20 protein-coding genes are annotated in these 16,195 nt (G+C 63.6%); 8 read left to right on the top strand and 12 right to left on the bottom strand.

Annotated elements, in window-relative coordinates:
- Positions 1-128: 128 nt before the first annotated feature.
- The 12 genes from QEN71_RS36870 to sctU all read right to left on the bottom strand — a co-directional run bounded on the left by QEN71_RS36870 (position 129) and on the right by sctU (position 9,903).
- On the bottom strand, positions 129-587 hold the full coding sequence (locus tag QEN71_RS36870; protein ID WP_201654993.1) for an MEKHLA domain-containing protein: 459 nt from the start codon (positions 585-587) through the stop codon (positions 129-131).
- A gap of 59 nt (positions 588-646) precedes the next feature.
- Positions 647-1,102, bottom strand: coding sequence for a CesT family type III secretion system chaperone (locus tag QEN71_RS36865; protein ID WP_201654996.1), 456 nt, complete (start codon positions 1,100-1,102; stop codon positions 647-649).
- A gap of 85 nt (positions 1,103-1,187) precedes the next feature.
- The gene (locus QEN71_RS36860; protein WP_201654999.1) at positions 1,188-1,409 is read right to left on the bottom strand and encodes a hypothetical protein; all 222 of its coding nucleotides are present in this window, start codon (positions 1,407-1,409) and stop codon (positions 1,188-1,190) included.
- Between the two features lie 82 nt (positions 1,410-1,491).
- On the bottom strand, positions 1,492-1,734 hold the full coding sequence (locus QEN71_RS36855; RefSeq protein ID WP_201655003.1) for a type III secretion protein: 243 nt from the start codon (positions 1,732-1,734) through the stop codon (positions 1,492-1,494).
- 2 nt (positions 1,735-1,736) lie between these two features.
- Positions 1,737-2,915: a type III secretion protein gene (locus QEN71_RS36850; RefSeq protein WP_201655005.1), complete on the bottom strand. Its 1,179-nt coding sequence runs from the start codon at positions 2,913-2,915 to the stop codon at positions 1,737-1,739.
- 106 nt (positions 2,916-3,021) lie between these two features.
- The gene (locus tag QEN71_RS36845; protein WP_201655008.1) at positions 3,022-3,957 is read right to left on the bottom strand and encodes a hypothetical protein; all 936 of its coding nucleotides are present in this window, start codon (positions 3,955-3,957) and stop codon (positions 3,022-3,024) included.
- Entirely contained in the window at positions 3,954-4,217 is a 264-nt protein-coding gene (gene sctS / locus QEN71_RS36840) for a type III secretion system export apparatus subunit SctS (RefSeq protein ID WP_028364189.1), read from the bottom strand. The genes QEN71_RS36845 and sctS overlap by 4 nt, the downstream gene beginning before the upstream one ends.
- A gap of 29 nt (positions 4,218-4,246) precedes the next feature.
- Positions 4,247-4,903 carry a type III secretion system export apparatus subunit SctR gene (gene sctR / locus QEN71_RS36835; protein WP_201655011.1) on the bottom strand — a complete coding sequence of 219 codons (657 nt, stop codon included), beginning with the start codon at positions 4,901-4,903 and terminating at the stop codon, positions 4,247-4,249.
- Positions 4,881-6,089: a type III secretion system cytoplasmic ring protein SctQ gene (gene sctQ / locus QEN71_RS36830; protein ID WP_201655014.1), complete on the bottom strand. Its 1,209-nt coding sequence runs from the start codon at positions 6,087-6,089 to the stop codon at positions 4,881-4,883. Before sctQ ends, sctR begins: the two co-directional genes overlap by 23 nt.
- A gap of 33 nt (positions 6,090-6,122) precedes the next feature.
- Complete coding sequence (sctP, locus tag QEN71_RS36825; RefSeq protein WP_201655017.1) at positions 6,123-6,686, bottom strand: type III secretion system protein SctP; 564 nt, start codon at positions 6,684-6,686, stop codon at positions 6,123-6,125.
- Positions 6,687-6,694: 8 nt separating this feature from the next.
- Positions 6,695-8,782 (bottom strand): type III secretion system export apparatus subunit SctV, encoded by a 2,088-nt coding sequence (sctV, locus tag QEN71_RS36820; protein WP_201655020.1) that lies wholly within the window; start codon positions 8,780-8,782, stop codon positions 6,695-6,697.
- A 32-nt stretch (positions 8,783-8,814) separates the two neighbouring features.
- Positions 8,815-9,903 (bottom strand): type III secretion system export apparatus subunit SctU, encoded by a 1,089-nt coding sequence (gene sctU / locus QEN71_RS36815; protein WP_201655023.1) that lies wholly within the window; start codon positions 9,901-9,903, stop codon positions 8,815-8,817.
- A gap of 245 nt (positions 9,904-10,148) precedes the next feature.
- Here sctU and QEN71_RS36810 point away from each other — a divergent pair, with 245 nt between their 5' ends.
- The 8 genes from QEN71_RS36810 to sctT are packed head-to-tail and all read left to right on the top strand — an operon-like array spanning position 10,149 to position 16,145.
- On the top strand, positions 10,149-10,742 hold the full coding sequence (locus tag QEN71_RS36810) for an HrpB1 family type III secretion system apparatus protein (protein ID WP_201655026.1): 594 nt from the start codon (positions 10,149-10,151) through the stop codon (positions 10,740-10,742).
- A 15-nt stretch (positions 10,743-10,757) separates the two neighbouring features.
- Positions 10,758-11,150 (top strand): type III secretion protein, encoded by a 393-nt coding sequence (locus tag QEN71_RS36805; RefSeq protein WP_201655029.1) that lies wholly within the window; start codon positions 10,758-10,760, stop codon positions 11,148-11,150.
- The gene (gene sctJ / locus QEN71_RS36800) at positions 11,150-11,950 is read left to right on the top strand and encodes a type III secretion system inner membrane ring lipoprotein SctJ (protein WP_377791404.1); all 801 of its coding nucleotides are present in this window, start codon (positions 11,150-11,152) and stop codon (positions 11,948-11,950) included. Before QEN71_RS36805 ends, sctJ begins: the two co-directional genes overlap by 1 nt.
- Complete coding sequence (locus QEN71_RS36795) at positions 11,947-12,669, top strand: type III secretion protein HrpB4 (protein ID WP_201655032.1); 723 nt, start codon at positions 11,947-11,949, stop codon at positions 12,667-12,669. Before sctJ ends, QEN71_RS36795 begins: the two co-directional genes overlap by 4 nt.
- Positions 12,654-13,409, top strand: a complete 756-nt coding sequence (gene sctL / locus QEN71_RS36790) for a type III secretion system stator protein SctL (RefSeq protein WP_201655035.1) — start codon at positions 12,654-12,656, stop codon at positions 13,407-13,409. The genes QEN71_RS36795 and sctL overlap by 16 nt, the downstream gene beginning before the upstream one ends.
- Entirely contained in the window at positions 13,406-14,794 is a 1,389-nt protein-coding gene (sctN, locus tag QEN71_RS36785; protein ID WP_233471996.1) for a type III secretion system ATPase SctN, read from the top strand. The genes sctL and sctN overlap by 4 nt, the downstream gene beginning before the upstream one ends.
- Positions 14,791-15,288: a type III secretion protein gene (locus QEN71_RS36780; RefSeq protein ID WP_201655038.1), complete on the top strand. Its 498-nt coding sequence runs from the start codon at positions 14,791-14,793 to the stop codon at positions 15,286-15,288. The genes sctN and QEN71_RS36780 overlap by 4 nt, the downstream gene beginning before the upstream one ends.
- Positions 15,285-16,145, top strand: coding sequence for a type III secretion system export apparatus subunit SctT (sctT, locus tag QEN71_RS36775; protein ID WP_201655041.1), 861 nt, complete (start codon positions 15,285-15,287; stop codon positions 16,143-16,145). Before QEN71_RS36780 ends, sctT begins: the two co-directional genes overlap by 4 nt.
- The last annotated feature ends 50 nt before the right edge of the window (positions 16,146-16,195 follow it).

The raw sequence follows: 16,195 nt of genomic DNA, 5'->3' as shown, positions 1-16,195 counted from the left end.
CATGTATCGTCGAATCTAACGTTGAGTGCATCCGCCGACAAGACGCAGATGACGCGAAAATGACAGCAGCAGATGAGAAAACCGGGGCAGTGTGGCCCCGGTGCAAAGGAAGGTAAGCGAACGGACGGCTAGGGCAATGCAGTAGTGTGCGGGATCATCGCGGCTTGCCCATGCAGCTTGCCGTGTTCGTCGATGAGTTGCCATACGGTCGCGCGCTCGATCCAGAAGCGCTCGCCTGTCTTCGCGATGCGCACGCCGCGATAGCCCGATACATATCCGTCGCGCGTCACCTGATCGAGAAATGCCTGACGTTCGCTGCGTTCCGGCGCTTCCGCCGAAAGACGTGACGGCAGCGCCGTCAGTTCGCTCCAGTCATAGCCGAACAGGCTTTGCGCGCGGCGGTTGCCGTAGACGAACACGGGATCGTCGGCGGTATTGTGTGCGAGCACGCCGAAGGGCGCGTCGTGATACAGCCACGCAATGGCGTCGTCGGCGCGCTCGTGTTTCGGAACGAGTTCGGTGCCGAGCAGCCGCGCATAGCTGCCGGTGAGCAGGTTGAAGAAGTTCGGATCGGTTCGCAAGTCCATCGGTTTGAGTCTCCAGGCGGTCGCGACATTCTAGCGTGACGATGTTTTGCGCACAGATGTCATGCGCGGATCCACGAGAAGTTGCCCGTCACGATCGCTTCGAACCGTTCGTCGCTTGCTTCGAGAATGCTTTGTTTCCAGTACGCGCCGTGTTCCGAATAATGCGCGAGCAGATCGGCGAGCGAGTCGCCTGTGGGCGCATCGGCGAACGGCACGCGTACGAGCAGCACGGCGTTGCCATAGTCGGAATCGAGGCCGAGTTGCGCCTGATCCTGCGCATAGACGAGCAGATTCGCTTCGAGCATCAGCCGATAAACGGTCGACACGCGTCCTGCCGTCACCGCGCCGAAATCGAAGCTCAGATAGATCGCGTGAGGATCTTCATCGAAGCAGTCGAGGCGCACATCGAGTCCGCCGACTTCGATCGAATGCGTCTCCAGCACATGCTCGACATCGGGCAAGCCGACCGCCTCGCACAGCGACGCGACGAGTTCTACGTAGCGGTCTTCACTCACGGTGCGAATACCCGTTAAAACAAGAGAGATTCATGCAGATGGTGCAAGCGGCTGGCCGCCGTTACAGACGGCCAGCCAGCACGCATTACGATGCCTGCGCGGCCTTCTGGATGCTCGATGCACCCGACTTCATCGCTTCGCCGAGCGCTTGCAGCAGGCTCGCATTCGATTGCGCCTGTGCGATTTCGAGCTGCTGCTGTGCGTTGTTGTTGATCGTGGCTTCCGCTGCTGCCGTTGCGCCACCCGAATTGATGCCGCCGGTGATGCCGCTCAGTGCGGCCTGTCCTGCTGTTGCGATACCGGGCATGGTTGCTCTCCTGGAAAGATCCGGCCAACAGGATGTCGGACCGGTGGGTTAAAAAGCGTTTGATGCGCAGAGCGATAAAGGCTCAACCGCGCAACGCGTCCTCGCGCAACTGGCCGACGATGCGGCTCGCAGCGACGAGGCCGCGATAGATGCGGGCGCGTGCGTCGCGGTCAGCGGCCGTGCCGTCGGCGGCGTGATTCAACTGCTCGGCGCTGTCTTCGAGCGCTTTGCGCAGTTCCGTGACGCGCGTATCGGCATCGGCGGCCGTCACGATTGTCTGCAACTCCATGAAGTGCTGCGCGTGGCGTTCAATGGCTTCGTACATGGTTATCTCCGTAACGTGTCGGCCGTCTGCGCGACGGACGTGTGAGGTGAGTCGAGAGCGTGCCGCGTCGCGGCGGGCGTGACATCGCTTGCGGCTTGCGGCGCGGCGGTATCGCTGGCTGCGGTTGCATCGCTTGCCGGCGTCGGGTTGTCGAGAATGAAGATGTGCTTCACGCCATCGGGCGTTTGCGCATAACGCACCGTGTCCGACGACACGATCGCGATGTAGCTCGCGCCCGCGGGTGCATCCGCCTGCTCGGCACCCGTCGCATCGATACGGATGTCCTTCACATTCGCGGGCAGATCGGGCCGGATGCGCTTGACACCCTGTTGCAGTGCATCCATATCGACATCCTTGCCTGCAATCGAAAACACGCCGCTGCCGTCGTAATGCACGCTGATCCCCGCAACGGGCAGGCTTTCGCCGATGCTGCGCCGGATCACTTCCGCGATGCCGTACTGCGCCTGCACGCGCGGCGACGTGATCGTGGCAAGCAGACGCCGCGCGGCGAGATTCTCCGATTCATTCGCCACGAGGCCGCGCACCAGCACGCCGCCGTGTCCATCGAGCGATGCGCGCAGTTCGTTAAGATGCGCGCTCGCGAACTCGCGGTTCACGTTCTCCATTGCCGCGACGTCGTTCGGCAACATCGACGCCTTGGCGCGCGTGGTCAGCGACAGTGCGCCGGCACACGCGACGATCGCCAGCGCCACACACGCCGCGCCGATTGCGACGAAGGTGCGGCGACGCGAGCGAACGGCATTGCTCGTGGCGTCGTCGGACTGGCCCGGCTTCAGCAGCGTCGACAGCAACGCGAGATCGCTCGGCCATTCGACGTCGTCGGGACCGATGCAGATCACGCTCTGGTCGAACTGCATCGGCAGAAAGTCGAGCATGAAGACGGGCGCGGTATCTTCGACCGTTTCGTTCGAAGACGCGTGCGCTTCGGGCTCGTTTGCGTCGACGGACTGCGCTTCTTCTTCAACGTTGACAGGCACATCCGCCGCGAGCCGCCGCACGGTCACGACATCGTTCTCGCCCACTTCGACAATCGCGGACGGACCGGTCCAGTCGGTGATGCGGATGTCGGCGTCGTCGTCCGCGTCGATCCGGTGCAGACCGGGAGCGAGCGGGGCGGTCGCGCCAGCATGAATACCCGTCAGGATGCGCAGTTGTTTCATGAGTTCGGTCGATCAGGCCGGTTCCTTCGATGAGTCGCAGATTAATCGACGCATGGACCGCGATTCGTCTGCTTTGCGAAGGCACTCGCGCGAACGCGAAGCGACCTTAGCTGGCGGGTTTCGAAGGGGCTCCAGCGGGACGCGCACGGGCGATGCCTTCGAGTGCAGCGTTCGCGCTTGCTGCGCGGCCTTCGCGGCCCGCGAGAATCGGACCGCCTGCGACGAGCGCGAGCAACGGCGCGAGCAGGTTGCGTGTTTCTTTGGCCGTTTGCAGGCGTGGCGTGGTGTTCGGTGCAGACGATGCTTCGTTTTGACGAAGCGATGCCGCACGCGCCGTCGCATCCATCAGCGATTGCCGGACCTGTGCAAGCGTCGCGAGCGGCAACGCACCTTCGTGCCGTCGCAGCGTGCGCAACTGCTTCATCGCGTCGTGCAACGAGCGATCTGGCTTGAGCAACGCGTCGCACCACGCGCGGGCCAATGCGTCGCGTCGCGATGCGCCTTGCAGTGTCAACGCAGTCGATCCGGCGAACATCGGCAAAGCGGCCACTGCACGACTTGCACTATCCGCGCTCGGGAGTGCGAGATCGTCGTCGCGCGTATCGTGCGTGCGTTGCCGTTGCTCCTGTTGCTGGCCGCCTTGCTGCTGCGGACCGCCTTTCGAACCACCATTGCCGCCGTCGCGCGTCACGCGCAGCGGCGCGTTGCGCTGGCGATCGGTAGTTCGCGCGTTCTGCGCGGTGCGTGCCGTACTGTTCGTGCGAGTCGTCGTCGGTCGACGTGTCGCGGCGAAGCGTGCCGTCGCTGCTTTGCCCTGACGCTTTTTCGCCAGCGCTTTCGCAAGACGCCGCGCATTGGCCGAACGCGCCTGACCCTGCAGATGCGCGTGATGTGCATGCGCGAAGCGCACGTTGTTGCGCAGCGTCGTGGCGAAGCGCGCGCGGGTCTGCTGCTTTGCGGGTTCGACCTGGCCGCGTTGCGTCTGCGCAGTCTCTTGCGTAGCCGACGTGTTTGCGGTTGAGCGCGAGTGGATCGAGTTCATCGCGTGACAGCCGTCAGGAGCAACTGGTTCGCGAAGCGCAGAATCGCCGATGCACCGAGCGGCGCGACAACAACGAGCGCCACCACGACGGCAATCAGCTTGATGCCGAACGAAAGTGTCTGATCCTGCAACGACGTGATCGCCTGCAGGAACGACACGAGCAGCCCAACGCCGGCCGCAACGACGACGATCGGCAGCGACACGTACAGGCACAGCAGCAGCCCTTGCGTCGCGAGTCCGACGAGCGTATCGATAGTCATGACAAGTCCATCCTGATTCGGCGCGGCGCTTACCGGTAGCCGAGAATGAGGCCGTGCATCAGCGCGGACCAGCCGTCCATCGCGACGAACAGCAGCAGCTTGAACGGAATCGCGACGTTGGTCGGCTGCACCTGATTCAGGCCCATCGCCATCAGCACGTTGGCGATCACCAGGTCGACGACGATGAAGCCGATGTACAGCAGAAAGCCGATCTTGAAGGCGTCCGTCAGTTCCGTCAGCGTGAACGCGGGCGCGAGCACGATCAGATCCGTGTCCTTGAGCGCCTTCGCTTCCTGCGCGGGCCACAGGGCGGTCGCGGAGCGCAGGAAGAACTGGCGCTCGCGCGATTGCGCATGCGCTGCGAGGAACGTGCGGAACGGTTCGCGCGCGGCGGCGATGCCTGCCGTAACGTTCTGCGTGACGTTGCCGGGCGCCTGGTTCGCCTGCATGCCCTGCATCGCGGAGAATGCAACGGGCGCCATGATGTACACGGACACGATGATCGCGATGCCGTTGAGCACCATGTTCGGCGGCACCTGCTGGACGCCGAGCGCATTGCGAAGCAGCCCGAGCACGACGACGATCTTCATGTACGAGGTCACCACCATCGCGATGAACGGGATCACGCTGATCGCCAGCACGACGATCAGCAGCCCGGTGATGTCACCTGTCTGAATCGCCGGCATAAGCCATCCTCGTGATACGTACGCCCAGATGTTCTCCTACGCAGACGATCTCGCCGTAGCCGACCGTCTGCCCATGCGTGACGAGCCGCACAGGTGTGTCGAGCACGGGCGCAGCGAGTTCGATCACATAGCCGGGCCGCAGCGCCGCGAGTTGCGCGAGCGGCAGTGCAACGCTGTCGATTTCGAACTGCACGGGCAGATCGAGCAGGCCGATATCGAGCGGGGCGTCGAACGATTCCGCTTCGATATCGGCTTGCTGGTGGCCGTGTTCGTCGTCGCTTTCGGTAGTCGTGCGCGATTCGACATCGTGCGTTGCGGCTTCGTTGTCGTGCAGCGCATCGCCGTCGCCGGGTAGCATGTCCGGCGATTCGGCCTGCAAGGGTTCGTCGTTCATTATGGGTTTCTCTTCTACAGTGACCTGCGTGCCGTCGATCACGACACGCGCATGGATTCGCTTCATGCCTGCTGCTTGCGCGCCCCACGCAGCGCGTGCCGTAAACGCTGTGCCGCGCTGCATTGCCTGCGCGACGGCGGGCGCGAAGGTGCGCAACAACACATCGCCGGGACGCAGCGATTGCAATGCGGCAAGCGGTACACGCCGTGCGCCGAGCGCAATCGACCCCGACACGCGCAGCGAAGACGCCGCAGCGAATGCTTCCGTTGCATGCATCGAAGGCAGAGCAGCGAGTCTGTTATGCAGCACGTCGAGCGTTGCGCCGGAAGCGCCGATCGACAGCCGATGCACCACGCCGTCATGCAGCAGCGCAACGTCGAAGCGTTCGTCACGCGTCACAGCGGCTGAGCGTTCCACTGACGTCACGCGCCAGCGCCCAAGTCCCGCCGCCTGAAAGCGCTGCACGAGCGGCGCAAGCAGCGCGTTGGCGAGCGTGCTGCGCAGCGCGTGACGTGTGCTGTCGCCCGCGCTGGCCGCGACGATCTGCAACGCGGGATAGCGCGCGAGATCGAGATCGATGTCGAGCGTGCCTTCCAGATGCGCGAGAACGATGCGGCCGGGTTCGTCGAATGCGTTGCCTGCGGACGCAGCGGGCGAGATTTCGAGCGCATCGATTGCGCCGACTTGGCGCAATGCATCGAGATGCCGGGCATCGCAGAGAAAGCGGGCCGCGCGCGCCGCATCGGGCGTGACGTGGCGCAACTGTTCTGCATAGGTGCGTTCGGTGGACATACAGGCTGCGTGATGGTTGTGTCGTGAATCCCGCTAGTGAACCGTGAGTTCGAGCGTGCGTGCTTCGCCTTGCGACGCGAGCAACTGACGCAGTTCGCGTTCGAGCAGGCCGGCATGTTGCAAGAGTAGTTGGCGCGTGTCCGAGGTCTCGACGTCGAAGCGAAGCAAGAGAACCGCGGGCGAAAGCGTCAGATGCAACTGCGTGCCGGGCAGCCGCTGCGGATCGATGCGCAGCGTCACTTCCCAATGACCCGCCTGGCGGATCGCAGGGTTCGATGCAAACTCGGCGACGTGCCGTGCGAGCACATGCGCGAGTTCCAGCATCTGTTGCTCGCGACGCAGCACGGCCGAAACGACGCGCTGGCTCGCGCTGCCGATGCGTTGCGCAAGCGATTGCTCGGCGTGATGGTCGGGCTCACGTTCATCGTCGGGCGTGGCGGCGAGAAGATCGTCGTCGGGCAAGGCCTTGCCGTCGCGACGCAACAGCGCGGCGAAGTCCGCATGTCGCGCACGACGAACGCGCGCGCCTGCCGAAGCGTTCGACGTCTGCACAGGTGCTGCAATCACGCGCACGGGGCGCGATGTGATTCTCGACATGCGCATCCTTATGCGGTGACGTGGCCGATCGGCTGCAGTTCGAGATGTCCGCCGAGTTCCTGATACGAGTACACGGAAAGCCAGCTCAGCCTGCCTTCGATCATGCGTCGCACGTAACGCCGGATATCCATCGACGTGACGAGCGCAATGCCGGGACGCGGCGCGAGACCCGCGAACGACTCGATGCTGTCGACAAGAAAGCTGATCTGATCGGGCGGCAGCGCGAGATAGTTGCCCGTCGGCGTCTGCTTGATCGCCTGGCGGATATGCTGCTCAACAGGACCATCTAGGAGAATCGCGGGCAGGATGCGCGCGCCGAGCGCGGCCCGATGCGCGAGAAAGCGCGCGAGATCGCCGCGCACATACTCGGTCAGCATCAGCACGTCCTTCTCTTTCGGTCCCCACGCGATGAGGCTTTCCATGATGTTGCGGATATTGCGGATGGGGATCTGTTCTTCGAGCAGACGCCGCAGCACATCGGCGATACGCTGCGGCGGCAGCACTTTCTGCACTTCCGCGAGAAGGCCTGGATATTCGATGCCGAGCTGTTCCTGTATCCACTGCACTTCATTGACACCGAGAAACAGCGAGGCATTGCGTCTGAGCAGTTGCACGCTGACATGCGCGATCACCTGCTCGGCACGCCAGCCTGAAGTCTTGTTAGCGAGCGTCGCTTCGTCGTGCCAGTAGCTAAGCTGCCCGCTGCCGTCGATCGAATCGCGCTGTTCGCAGCGTTCGGCGAGTGTCTTCGCTTCGGTGTCGTCGGGTTGGGCTGCTGCGAGCCGTTGCGGCAAGTCGGCAAGCAGCACCTTGCCTTGCGGCAGTTCGAGCGTGAACGCGGGGACGTCGTGCATCAGGAATTCGCAGGTGGAAGGCGGGAGCTTGTCGCTGATCCACATATGGATGCCGGGAAACGGCAAGCCTAGTTCTTCCTGCAGCGATGCGCGCTCGGATTCGAATGCCTGATTGAGCCTGTCGACAGCGAGCCGCCCACGCAGATCGGACGAGAGCCGAACGCCGAGCGCGCATGAAAACGCTGGCGGAACGCTGGAAATTGCAGGCGTTTCGCTCTTCGCGCCTGCACGCTGCATCGAACGCACGGCTTCGAGGTCTTCGAATGCGCGCGACGGTCCGCGCTTTTTGAGCTTCCACGCGGTGAAGCCGAGAATGCCGCTCAACACGAGAAAGAGCGGCCAAGGAAAGCCCGGCACGGCGGCGAACGCGACCAGTAGCAACGCTGCAAAACCGAGCGCGGGCGCGCTGCCCATCAACTGCTTGCCGATTTCCGCGCCGAGTGAACGCGGCTTCTCGTCGCGGTCGTCGGCGACGCGCGTGATCATCACGCCCGCCGCGACGGACAGCAGCAGCGCGGGCAACTGCGCGACCATCGCATCGCCGACGGAGAGAATCGAAAAGCGGTTCGCCGCTTCGCCCGCCGTCATCCCGTGATACAGCACGCCGACGGCAAGACCCGCGACGATGTTGATCATCGTGATGATGAGGCCCGCGACGGCATCGCCTTTCACGAACTTCATCGCGCCGTCCATGCCGCCGTGCAGCGCGCTTTCGAGTGCGAGCGTCGCGCGCTTGTGGCGAGCTTCGTCGGCCGTCAGCAGATTCGCGCGCAAGTCGGCGTCGATGCTCATCTGCTTGCCGGGCATCGCGTCGAGCGTGAAGCGCGCGCCGACTTCCGCGACGCGCTCCGAGCCTTTCGCGATCACGATGAACTGCACCAGCGTGATGATGATGAACACCACCATGCCGACGACAAGATTGCCGCCCACCACGAGCTTGCCGAAACTGTCGATGATGTCGCCTGCTTCCGCATGCAGCAGAATCGATTTCGTCGACGCGATGCTGAGCGACAGACGATAGAGCGTCGTGAACAGCAGGATCGACGGAAACGCGGACAGCGACACGACGCTCGGCACATAGAGCGTGATCATCAGCAGCGTGACGGCTGTTGCGATGTTCAGGCCGACAAGTATGTCGATCATGAAGAACGGCAGCGGCAGGATCATCAGCGAGACGATCGCGATGATCATCACGAGGATGCCGATTTCGCCGCCTGCGGGCAGTTTGAGTGTCTTGAGCATGAGCGTGGTGGTGATGAGCGCGGTGTGTACGTTCAGCTGGAAAGTGGCTGCGCGATAGACTGCGTCGAATCTGCGGAATCGCGCGACAGCGCAAGCGAATCGACCCAGCGCAGAATCGCCGCGACGGCTTCGAACAGTTCGTCGGGAATCGGTTCGTCGAGATCGACCTTGTAAAGCGCGCGTGCAACGGGCGGATGCCCGACGATAGGCACGCCCGCAAACTGCGCGTCGCGGCGCATCTGCAACGCTGCTTCGTCCATGCCCTTTGCGATTACGACGGGCAGCGGATATTCGTCCGGCGCGTAGCGCACGGCGACCGCGTAATGCGTCGGATTGACGACCACCATGCTGGCCGTCGCGATCTTGCGCGGCGCGGTTGTCGCGAGTTCTTGCGCGAGACGCCTGCGTTCGCCCTTGATGATGGGATCGCCTTCGTCCTGTTTGAATTCGCGCTTGATCTCGTCCTTGCTCATCTTCTTGCCGCGAATGAAAAGGAATTTCTGCAGCTTGAAGTCGACGCCGCCGAATACGACATAGAGCGCAGCCGCTACGGCAAGCAGACGGATCACGACGAAGCTCGCGAGCTTCGACAGTTCCGGCAGCGACTGGAACATCGAGCCCGTCACTAGCGGCAGCAAGCCCGTAATCGTCTTCCACATCACGAGCGCGAGCACGATGCCCTTGATCGTCATCTTCGCGAGTTCGAGCAGCGACTTGAGCGAGAAAATGCGCTTGATGCCCGCCATCGGGCTCACGTTTTCGAATTTGAGGCCGACCGCCTTCATCGAAATGACGATGCCCGTCTGTCCCGCGAGCGCGGCAACCGAGGCGAGAATTGCCGCACCGATCACAGGCAGAAGCGCGCCCGTCATGCGCGAACCGATCTGGCTGACGGCGAGCATCAGCGTCGTCATGTCGTGCGGACCCGCGACGAATTTCAGCGCGATCGATATGCACGCACGCAACGCATCGACGATCTTGTCGCCCGTCGCCATCAGCATGCCGACGCCCACGGCGAGCAGCGCGCCGTCGACGAGATCCGTGCTCTTCGCGACTTCGCCGTCCTCGCGCGCCTTGCGCAGGCGTTTCTCGGTTGGCTGTTCGGTTTTGTCGTCGCTCATCGGGCGCTCCTCTTGCGTGCTGCCGGAGTGTAGGGGGCGCGTTACGGCGAGCTTTCCATAGAGGCGAAGCCCCGCGCACGGTTGCGAAGCGCGCCGCCGCAGCGCGCGCAGTGCATTGCATTCGCGCCCCGAGGTTCGCTTTCGCGCCACTCGCTTCGGCTGCGAACCGCGAAGCGCGTTGCGGGCTTGCTACCTTGCTGACCGATGACGCCCCGCGTCCCGTTTTCATCAAGAGGGTCTACGCCATGCTCGCGAAACCGTCACAACCTGCTTCCGCCCAGACCGCGCCGAACTATCTGCAATGCGGCGACGCCACCTTGAATGCGCTGATCGAGATCGCATCGGCGGGTCTCTTCCGGCACTTCCCGAAAGCCTCCGCCGATACGACCGACATCGAACTGGTGCTCGACGCACTGCGCGCATTCCGTCCGAAGGTCGCCGAGATCGATACGCTCGCGGGCGTCCTGCATATCGTCAACGGCCGTTGGGAAGAGGCGTCGCGCACGCTGCGCGACGTGATCGATGCGGCGCCGTCGTTTGCGTATGCGAAGGCGATGTATGCGTACTGTCTCGCGTCGCAGAAGGACGCGGGCTGGCGTCAGTGGGCCGACCAGGCGCTCGAAGGAGAGGCAGGACCCGAGACGCGCGCGCTGGTCCGTGCGCTCGGCGTGCGCGCCGATCTCGAGGCCGCGCGCGCGAATCATCGCGGCGGCGACTTCGTGTTGCCCGAGTCGTATCGCGATCTGGCGGAAGAGCAGGAGAATGCGCAGTCGAAAAGTACGCGTCCCGCTTCCGGCGATGCACCCGCATTTGCATCGCATGCATTTCTGCGCGCCTGATTCGAGGAGCCTGTCATGACTATTTCATCGATTGCCGAAACGGCGGTGCACGTCGCCGCCGAAGCCGCGAAACCCGAGCAGTTGCCGCAGATGCCGCCGCCCGAATCCGTCAGCCGTTTCGAGGACTTGATGCAACAGCCGCTCGTCGCACCGGGTGGCGATGCGGGTCAGCACGTGGGCAATCATCTCGTCGAAGCGATCCGCAAGCAGGACGGCCAGATGGAAGCGGCGCTCGAACAGGTCGAGTCGCTGAGTGCGCACTCGGCTTCGCTGTCGCCGACGCAGCAGATTGCGGCGGCTGCGCAGGTATCGCTGAATCTGTCGCTCGCGCAGTTCGACTTCCAGACCAAGATGGCCGTGGTGTCGGCGTCGAAGTCGTCGGCTGAAACGCTGATGAAGAACCAGTGATGAACTCGACAATTCAGCTTTCTGCCGCAAGACGCGTGTTGATGGGCGGCCTGTTCGTCGCGTGCGCGCTGCTGGCTGGATGCAAGAAAGAGCTTTATACAGGGCTCGCCGAAGAGGACGTCAACGAAATGACGGTCGCGTTGCTCGAACGCGGTGTGTCCGCGGAAAAGAGCACGCCGGATGGCGGCAAGACCTACACGTTACAGGTCGACGACGGCGACATGGTGCGCGCGATGCAGGTGCTGCGCGAAAAAGGCCTGCCGCACAGCAAGTTCGACGATCTCGGCAGTCTGTTCAAGAAGGACGGTCTCGTGTCGACGCCGACGGAAGAGCGCGTGCGCTTCATCTACGGGCTGTCGCAGGAACTGTCGGGGACGCTGTCGCATATCGACGGCGTGCTGGTCGCGCGCGTGCAGATCGTGATCCCGAACAACGATCCGCTTGCGCAGACCATCAAGCCTTCGTCGGCGGCCGTGTTCATCAAATACCGGCCCGGCCTCGAACTCGATGCGCTCGTGCCGCAGATCAAGAATCTCGTCGTGCATAGCGTAGAAGGGCTTTCGTACGATCAGGTCAGCGTGACGGGCGTGGCGGCCGATCAGGTCGATCTCGACAGTCGCGTGCCGTCGCATGCGCCTGTGTGGCCGTTCGTGTTGAGCGGGCTGTTCGCGCTGATGATTGCGGCAGGCGCAGCGGGTTATGTGTTTCGCACGCGCCTCGGTGGGCTGATCGCGCCGTTGAAGGCGAGCTTCGGTGCGCTTGCGCAACGTCTGCCGGGACGCAGGCAGAAGTCCGCATGACTGCGGTCCTTGCGAAGCCGGTCAACGGTGTGTCCGCGCCGCTCGCATCCGCCGATGCCGCGCAGATTCTGCTCGGCTGGCAACGCAATGCGCGCAGCGCGTTGCAGTGGTTGCATCGTGACTGGCTCGCGCTTGCATTCGGCATCGACGCGACGCTGCTCGCACAAACGCGGATTGAAGAGGCGTTAGCGGAGTTGCGCATGCGTTGCGACGAAACATGCTCGCTCGCCGTGTTGCGCGTGCTGTTGCCCTCACCGCCGACGCTCGATCTTTTCAGCACCGCACCCGCGTCGCGGCTCGATGCGCTGCCGATCGAAACCGGCTTGCAGACATTGCGAATGCTGGCGTTAATTGCGCGCCGTGCAGAAGTGCGGCGACTTGTCGATCGCACGACACGCAAGCGGCTCGCGGAATGGATCGGCTGTCCGCTCGACGATCTGCTCGGCAAGGCCGCGCCCGAAGCGCCGTCGCTTGCGGATGCGAAGCGCGAGCGCGCCGACATGCGTGCGCTCGGTTCAATCGATGCAGACGAACTCGCGCTCGAAGGGCTTGCGTTGCTGCCGCGTGTCGGTGCACAGGGGATGTTGATTCGCTTCGCGTTACCGCAAACGGACGCAAGCAAAGCATCGCCGTCGGAAGACGAATGCGAAGACGCGTTCGCGTTGCTGCGCGAGCGCCTCGGACATCTTTTGCCGGAGTACGCATGGTTATCTGGCTGAGCCGGCCGCGCGACGCGCACGCGACACGCCACGCAAAAAAAGGCAAGGACGAACCGCGTGTCGGCCTCGTCGGCGATATTGTGCCGCGCGAGACCTTCGGCATGCTCGCGACCATCGACGACGTCTATGGGCGCGTCGAGGCCGAGCGGCAAGCGATTCTCGCCGCCGCGCAAATCGAACGCGAACAGATCCTGCAAGCGGCTCGCGATGAAGCGGCGGCCCTCGTCGCATCGGCGGCACGCGAGCGGGAAGAGGCTGCGCAGCACGGTTATGCAGAGGGCGTCGCGCGGGGCGAGGCGCAATGGATCGAACGCATCGCCGCATTGAGCGCCGATGCGCAGCGCCTGCAAAAGGGCATGCGCAACCGCATGGCCGAACTCGTGATGCTCGCCGTCGAGCAACTGGTGCGTGCCGAAAGCGCGCAAGCCTTGTTCGCGCGCGCGACGGATACGATCGACCGCATCGTCGAAGGCTCGGCGAATCTGCGTGTGAGCGTGCATCCCGCCGATTTCGACGCGGCGCGCGTGGCGTTCACTGAATTCGAGGCGCGGTTGCGGATGCTGGGACGACCCGTGCCGCTCGCCGTCGTCGAAGATCCGCGTCTTGAGCGTGGCGCATGCGTGTGCGAATCGGATCTCGGCATCGTCGATGCGAGTCTGTCGACGCAACTCGATTCGATGCGTGCGGCCATTGTTCGTGCGTTGAATACGTCGTTGAAAGCGCAGGCTGAGGTCGCATGAACACATTAAATCCACTGAACGACAAGCCAATCACCGATGTATTCGGCTTGCACGAACACGGCTTGCGCGAACTCGGCGGCGCTATCGAACGCGAGATACGCGCGCTGCTGCCCGTGCGTCAGACGGGCAAGATCGCCGAGGTAGTCGGCACGCTGATCAAGGTCGCGGGCATCGACCTGAAGCTCGGCGAACTGTGCGAACTGCGCACGCCGCAAGGCAAGCTGTTGCAGCACGGCGAAGTAATCGGCTTCACGCGCGAACATGCTGTCGTGTCGCCGTTCGCACAGTTGTCGGAAGTGTCGCGGGCCACGCATGTGATCGGCTTGCAGCGTCCGTTGTCGGTGCCTGTCGGCGATGGATTGCTGGGCCGCGTGATCGATGCGCTCGGCCAGCCGATGGATGGCCGTGGCCCCATCGAATCCGACGAAAGCAGGCCGATTTTCGCGGACCCGCCGAACCCGATGACGCGCCGCATGATCGAGCATCCGATGGTCACGGGCGTGCGCGTGATCGATGCGATGACGACGCTCGCGGAAGGCCAGCGTATGGGCATTTTCGCGCCGGCGGGCGTCGGTAAAAGTACCTTGCTCGGCATGCTCGCGCGCGGTGCGCAATGCGATATCAACGTGATTGCGCTGATCGGCGAGCGTGGCCGCGAAGTGCGCGAATTCGTCGAGCTGATACTCGGCGAGAAGGGCATGGCGCGGTCTGTTGTTGTGTGCGCGACGTCGGACCGTTCATCGAGCGAACGCGCGAAGGCGGCGTACGTGGCGACGGCCATCGCAGAGTATTTCCGCGACGAAGGAAAGCGCGTGCTGCTGATGATGGATTCGCTGACACGCTTCGCGCGAGCGGGCCGCGAGATCGGCCTTGCGGCGGGCGAGCCACCCGCAAGACGCGGTTTTCCGCCGTCCGTGTTCGCCGAGTTGCCGCGCCTGCTGGAGCGTGCGGGCATGGGCGAGCGCGGCTCGATTACGGCGCTCTACACGGTGCTCGCCGAAGACGAGTCGGGCAGCGACCCGATTGCGGAAGAAGTGCGCGGCGTGCTCGACGGCCATTTGATCTTGTCCCGCGAAATTGCCGCGCAGAACCGCTATCCGGCGATTGACGTACTCGGCAGTCTGTCGCGCGTGATGTCGCAAGTGATGCCGCGCGAGTTCATGGCGTCGTCGGGGCGGCTGCGGAAGTTGCTCGCGAAGCATCGCGAGGTGGACATGCTGCTGCAGATCGGCGAATACCAGCCGGGCACGAACGCGCTCGCCGACGAAGCGATTGCGAAGATCGACGCGCTGAAAGCGTTCCTCTCGCAGCCGACGGATTCATACGCGGACCCCGTCGAAACAGAAGCCGCGCTGCACGAACTCGCGCAAGGCGACGCGCAATGAGCGCACCGAAACGACAGATAGCCGCGTTGTCGCGCGCCGTGTCGCGCCGTCAGCGTCTCGAACAGGACCTGCGCACACGGCTTGCGCAGCTTCTCACGGCACGTGTGCCGCTCGTCGAACGCGAAGGACAGGCGCGCGATCACGCAGCGGCGCTCGAAGCGCAGTCGCGTTCTTACCGCCAGCGGGTCAGCGCAATGATGTCGGGCGCTGAGCCGTTTTCGATCGACACGCTGACGGCGATCCGCCTCTACGCCGACGAAGTAGATCGCGCGCACTCTGCCGCGCTCGATGCATTGACAGCGGCGCAACAGGTCGTTGCTGCGCACGACGCCACGATAGCCAACATACGCAGCGAGATCGCAAAAAATCGCGGACGCATCGGCTTGTGCGAAGCGCGCATCGGCAAATTACAGCGTGTGCTCGACGGCATCGCCGCCGACGCGGAAGACGAAGACATCGAAGAAACGGCGCTCGCGCGCCTGGCACGCGCATGACCGATCTGTTGCAACTCTACGGCCCGTGGCTGCTCAAGCATCTCGCCGTGCTCGGCGTCTGCTCGCTGCGGCTCTACGCGATCATGACGCTCTTTCCGCCGACAGCCGAAGGCGTGCTGCAAGGCCGCTTGCGCAACGGCGTCGCGCTGAGCTTCACGCTGTTCGTCGCGCTCGCACAGCCGCCGTCGTTTGCCGATTCGCTGACGGGCTTCACGCTGATGATGACGGCACTGCGCGAAACGCTGATCGGCGTCGTGATGGGCTTCGCGGCGGCGACCGTGTTCTGGGTCGCGGAAGGCGCGGGCATCTACCTGGACAATCTGACGGGCTACAACAACGCGCAGATGAGCAACCCGATGCTCTCGCAGCAGTCCACGCCTTCCGCCACCTTGCTCGGCCAGATCGCGACCGTCGCGTTCTGGTCGTTGGGTGGCATGCAGTTTCTGCTGGAGGCGCTGTACGAGTCGTATCGATGGTGGCCTGTTGCGTCGACGAAGCCGATGTCGACGGATTTTCTCGGCGTGTTCGCGATGCACCAGACCGACACGCTGATGCAGACCATCGCCAAACTCGCCGCGCCGATGCTGCTCGTGCTGCTGATGATCGATCTCGGTGCGAATCTGGCGTCGAAGGCCGCCCAAAAACTCGATCTGAGCGCCTTGAGCCAACCGATCAAGGGGGCAGTGACGGTGCTGATGCTCGCCGTCTTCACGGGCCTTTTCGTGCATCAGGTGCAAGATCAGCTCGACTTGCGGCTCTTCAAGGAGCAGGTGCGCGCGATTGCGCGGATGAGCGATCGCGACACCGATCTGAAGCCAGGCGCCAAGCCTTCCGCATCCCACGATGTGACGCCTTGATGTCGCCGGCAATCACGCGCCAAAGAAGTGAGATTTGTTGAGCGTTCTGG

The sequence above is a fragment of the Paraburkholderia sabiae genome, assembly GCF_030412785.1.
GTDB lineage: Bacteria > Pseudomonadota > Gammaproteobacteria > Burkholderiales > Burkholderiaceae > Paraburkholderia > Paraburkholderia sabiae.
Note: the sequence above shows the minus strand (reverse complement) of the source record. Positions and strands in the feature narration are given on the sequence as shown.

What these genes read in the sequence shown, in the direction of transcription:
- QEN71_RS36870 (WP_201654993.1), bottom strand. Translation starts at nt 587, where the DNA reads ATGGACTTGCGAACCGATCCGAACTTCTTCAACCTGCTCACCGGCAGC.
- QEN71_RS36860 (WP_201654999.1), bottom strand. Translation starts at nt 1,409, where the DNA reads ATGCCCGGTATCGCAACAGCAGGACAGGCCGCACTGAGCGGCATCACC.
- QEN71_RS36855 (WP_201655003.1), bottom strand. Translation starts at nt 1,734, where the DNA reads ATGTACGAAGCCATTGAACGCCACGCGCAGCACTTCATGGAGTTGCAG.
- QEN71_RS36850 (WP_201655005.1), bottom strand. Translation starts at nt 2,915, where the DNA reads ATGAAACAACTGCGCATCCTGACGGGTATTCATGCTGGCGCGACCGCC.
- QEN71_RS36845 (WP_201655008.1), bottom strand. Translation starts at nt 3,957, where the DNA reads ATGAACTCGATCCACTCGCGCTCAACCGCAAACACGTCGGCTACGCAA.
- sctS (WP_028364189.1), bottom strand. Translation starts at nt 4,217, where the DNA reads ATGACTATCGATACGCTCGTCGGACTCGCGACGCAAGGGCTGCTGCTG.
- sctR (WP_201655011.1), bottom strand. Translation starts at nt 4,903, where the DNA reads ATGCCGGCGATTCAGACAGGTGACATCACCGGGCTGCTGATCGTCGTG.
- sctQ (WP_201655014.1), bottom strand. Translation starts at nt 6,089, where the DNA reads ATGTCCACCGAACGCACCTATGCAGAACAGTTGCGCCACGTCACGCCC.
- sctP (WP_201655017.1), bottom strand. Translation starts at nt 6,686, where the DNA reads ATGTCGAGAATCACATCGCGCCCCGTGCGCGTGATTGCAGCACCTGTG.
- sctV (WP_201655020.1), bottom strand. Translation starts at nt 8,782, where the DNA reads ATGCTCAAGACACTCAAACTGCCCGCAGGCGGCGAAATCGGCATCCTC.
- sctU (WP_201655023.1), bottom strand. Translation starts at nt 9,903, where the DNA reads ATGAGCGACGACAAAACCGAACAGCCAACCGAGAAACGCCTGCGCAAG.
- QEN71_RS36810 (WP_201655026.1), top strand. Translation starts at nt 10,149, where the DNA reads ATGCTCGCGAAACCGTCACAACCTGCTTCCGCCCAGACCGCGCCGAAC.
- QEN71_RS36805 (WP_201655029.1), top strand. Translation starts at nt 10,758, where the DNA reads ATGACTATTTCATCGATTGCCGAAACGGCGGTGCACGTCGCCGCCGAA.
- sctJ (WP_377791404.1), top strand. Translation starts at nt 11,150, where the DNA reads ATGAACTCGACAATTCAGCTTTCTGCCGCAAGACGCGTGTTGATGGGC.
- QEN71_RS36795 (WP_201655032.1), top strand. Translation starts at nt 11,947, where the DNA reads ATGACTGCGGTCCTTGCGAAGCCGGTCAACGGTGTGTCCGCGCCGCTC.
- sctL (WP_201655035.1), top strand. Translation starts at nt 12,654, where the DNA reads ATGGTTATCTGGCTGAGCCGGCCGCGCGACGCGCACGCGACACGCCAC.
- sctN (WP_233471996.1), top strand. Translation starts at nt 13,406, where the DNA reads ATGAACACATTAAATCCACTGAACGACAAGCCAATCACCGATGTATTC.
- QEN71_RS36780 (WP_201655038.1), top strand. Translation starts at nt 14,791, where the DNA reads ATGAGCGCACCGAAACGACAGATAGCCGCGTTGTCGCGCGCCGTGTCG.
- sctT (WP_201655041.1), top strand. Translation starts at nt 15,285, where the DNA reads ATGACCGATCTGTTGCAACTCTACGGCCCGTGGCTGCTCAAGCATCTC.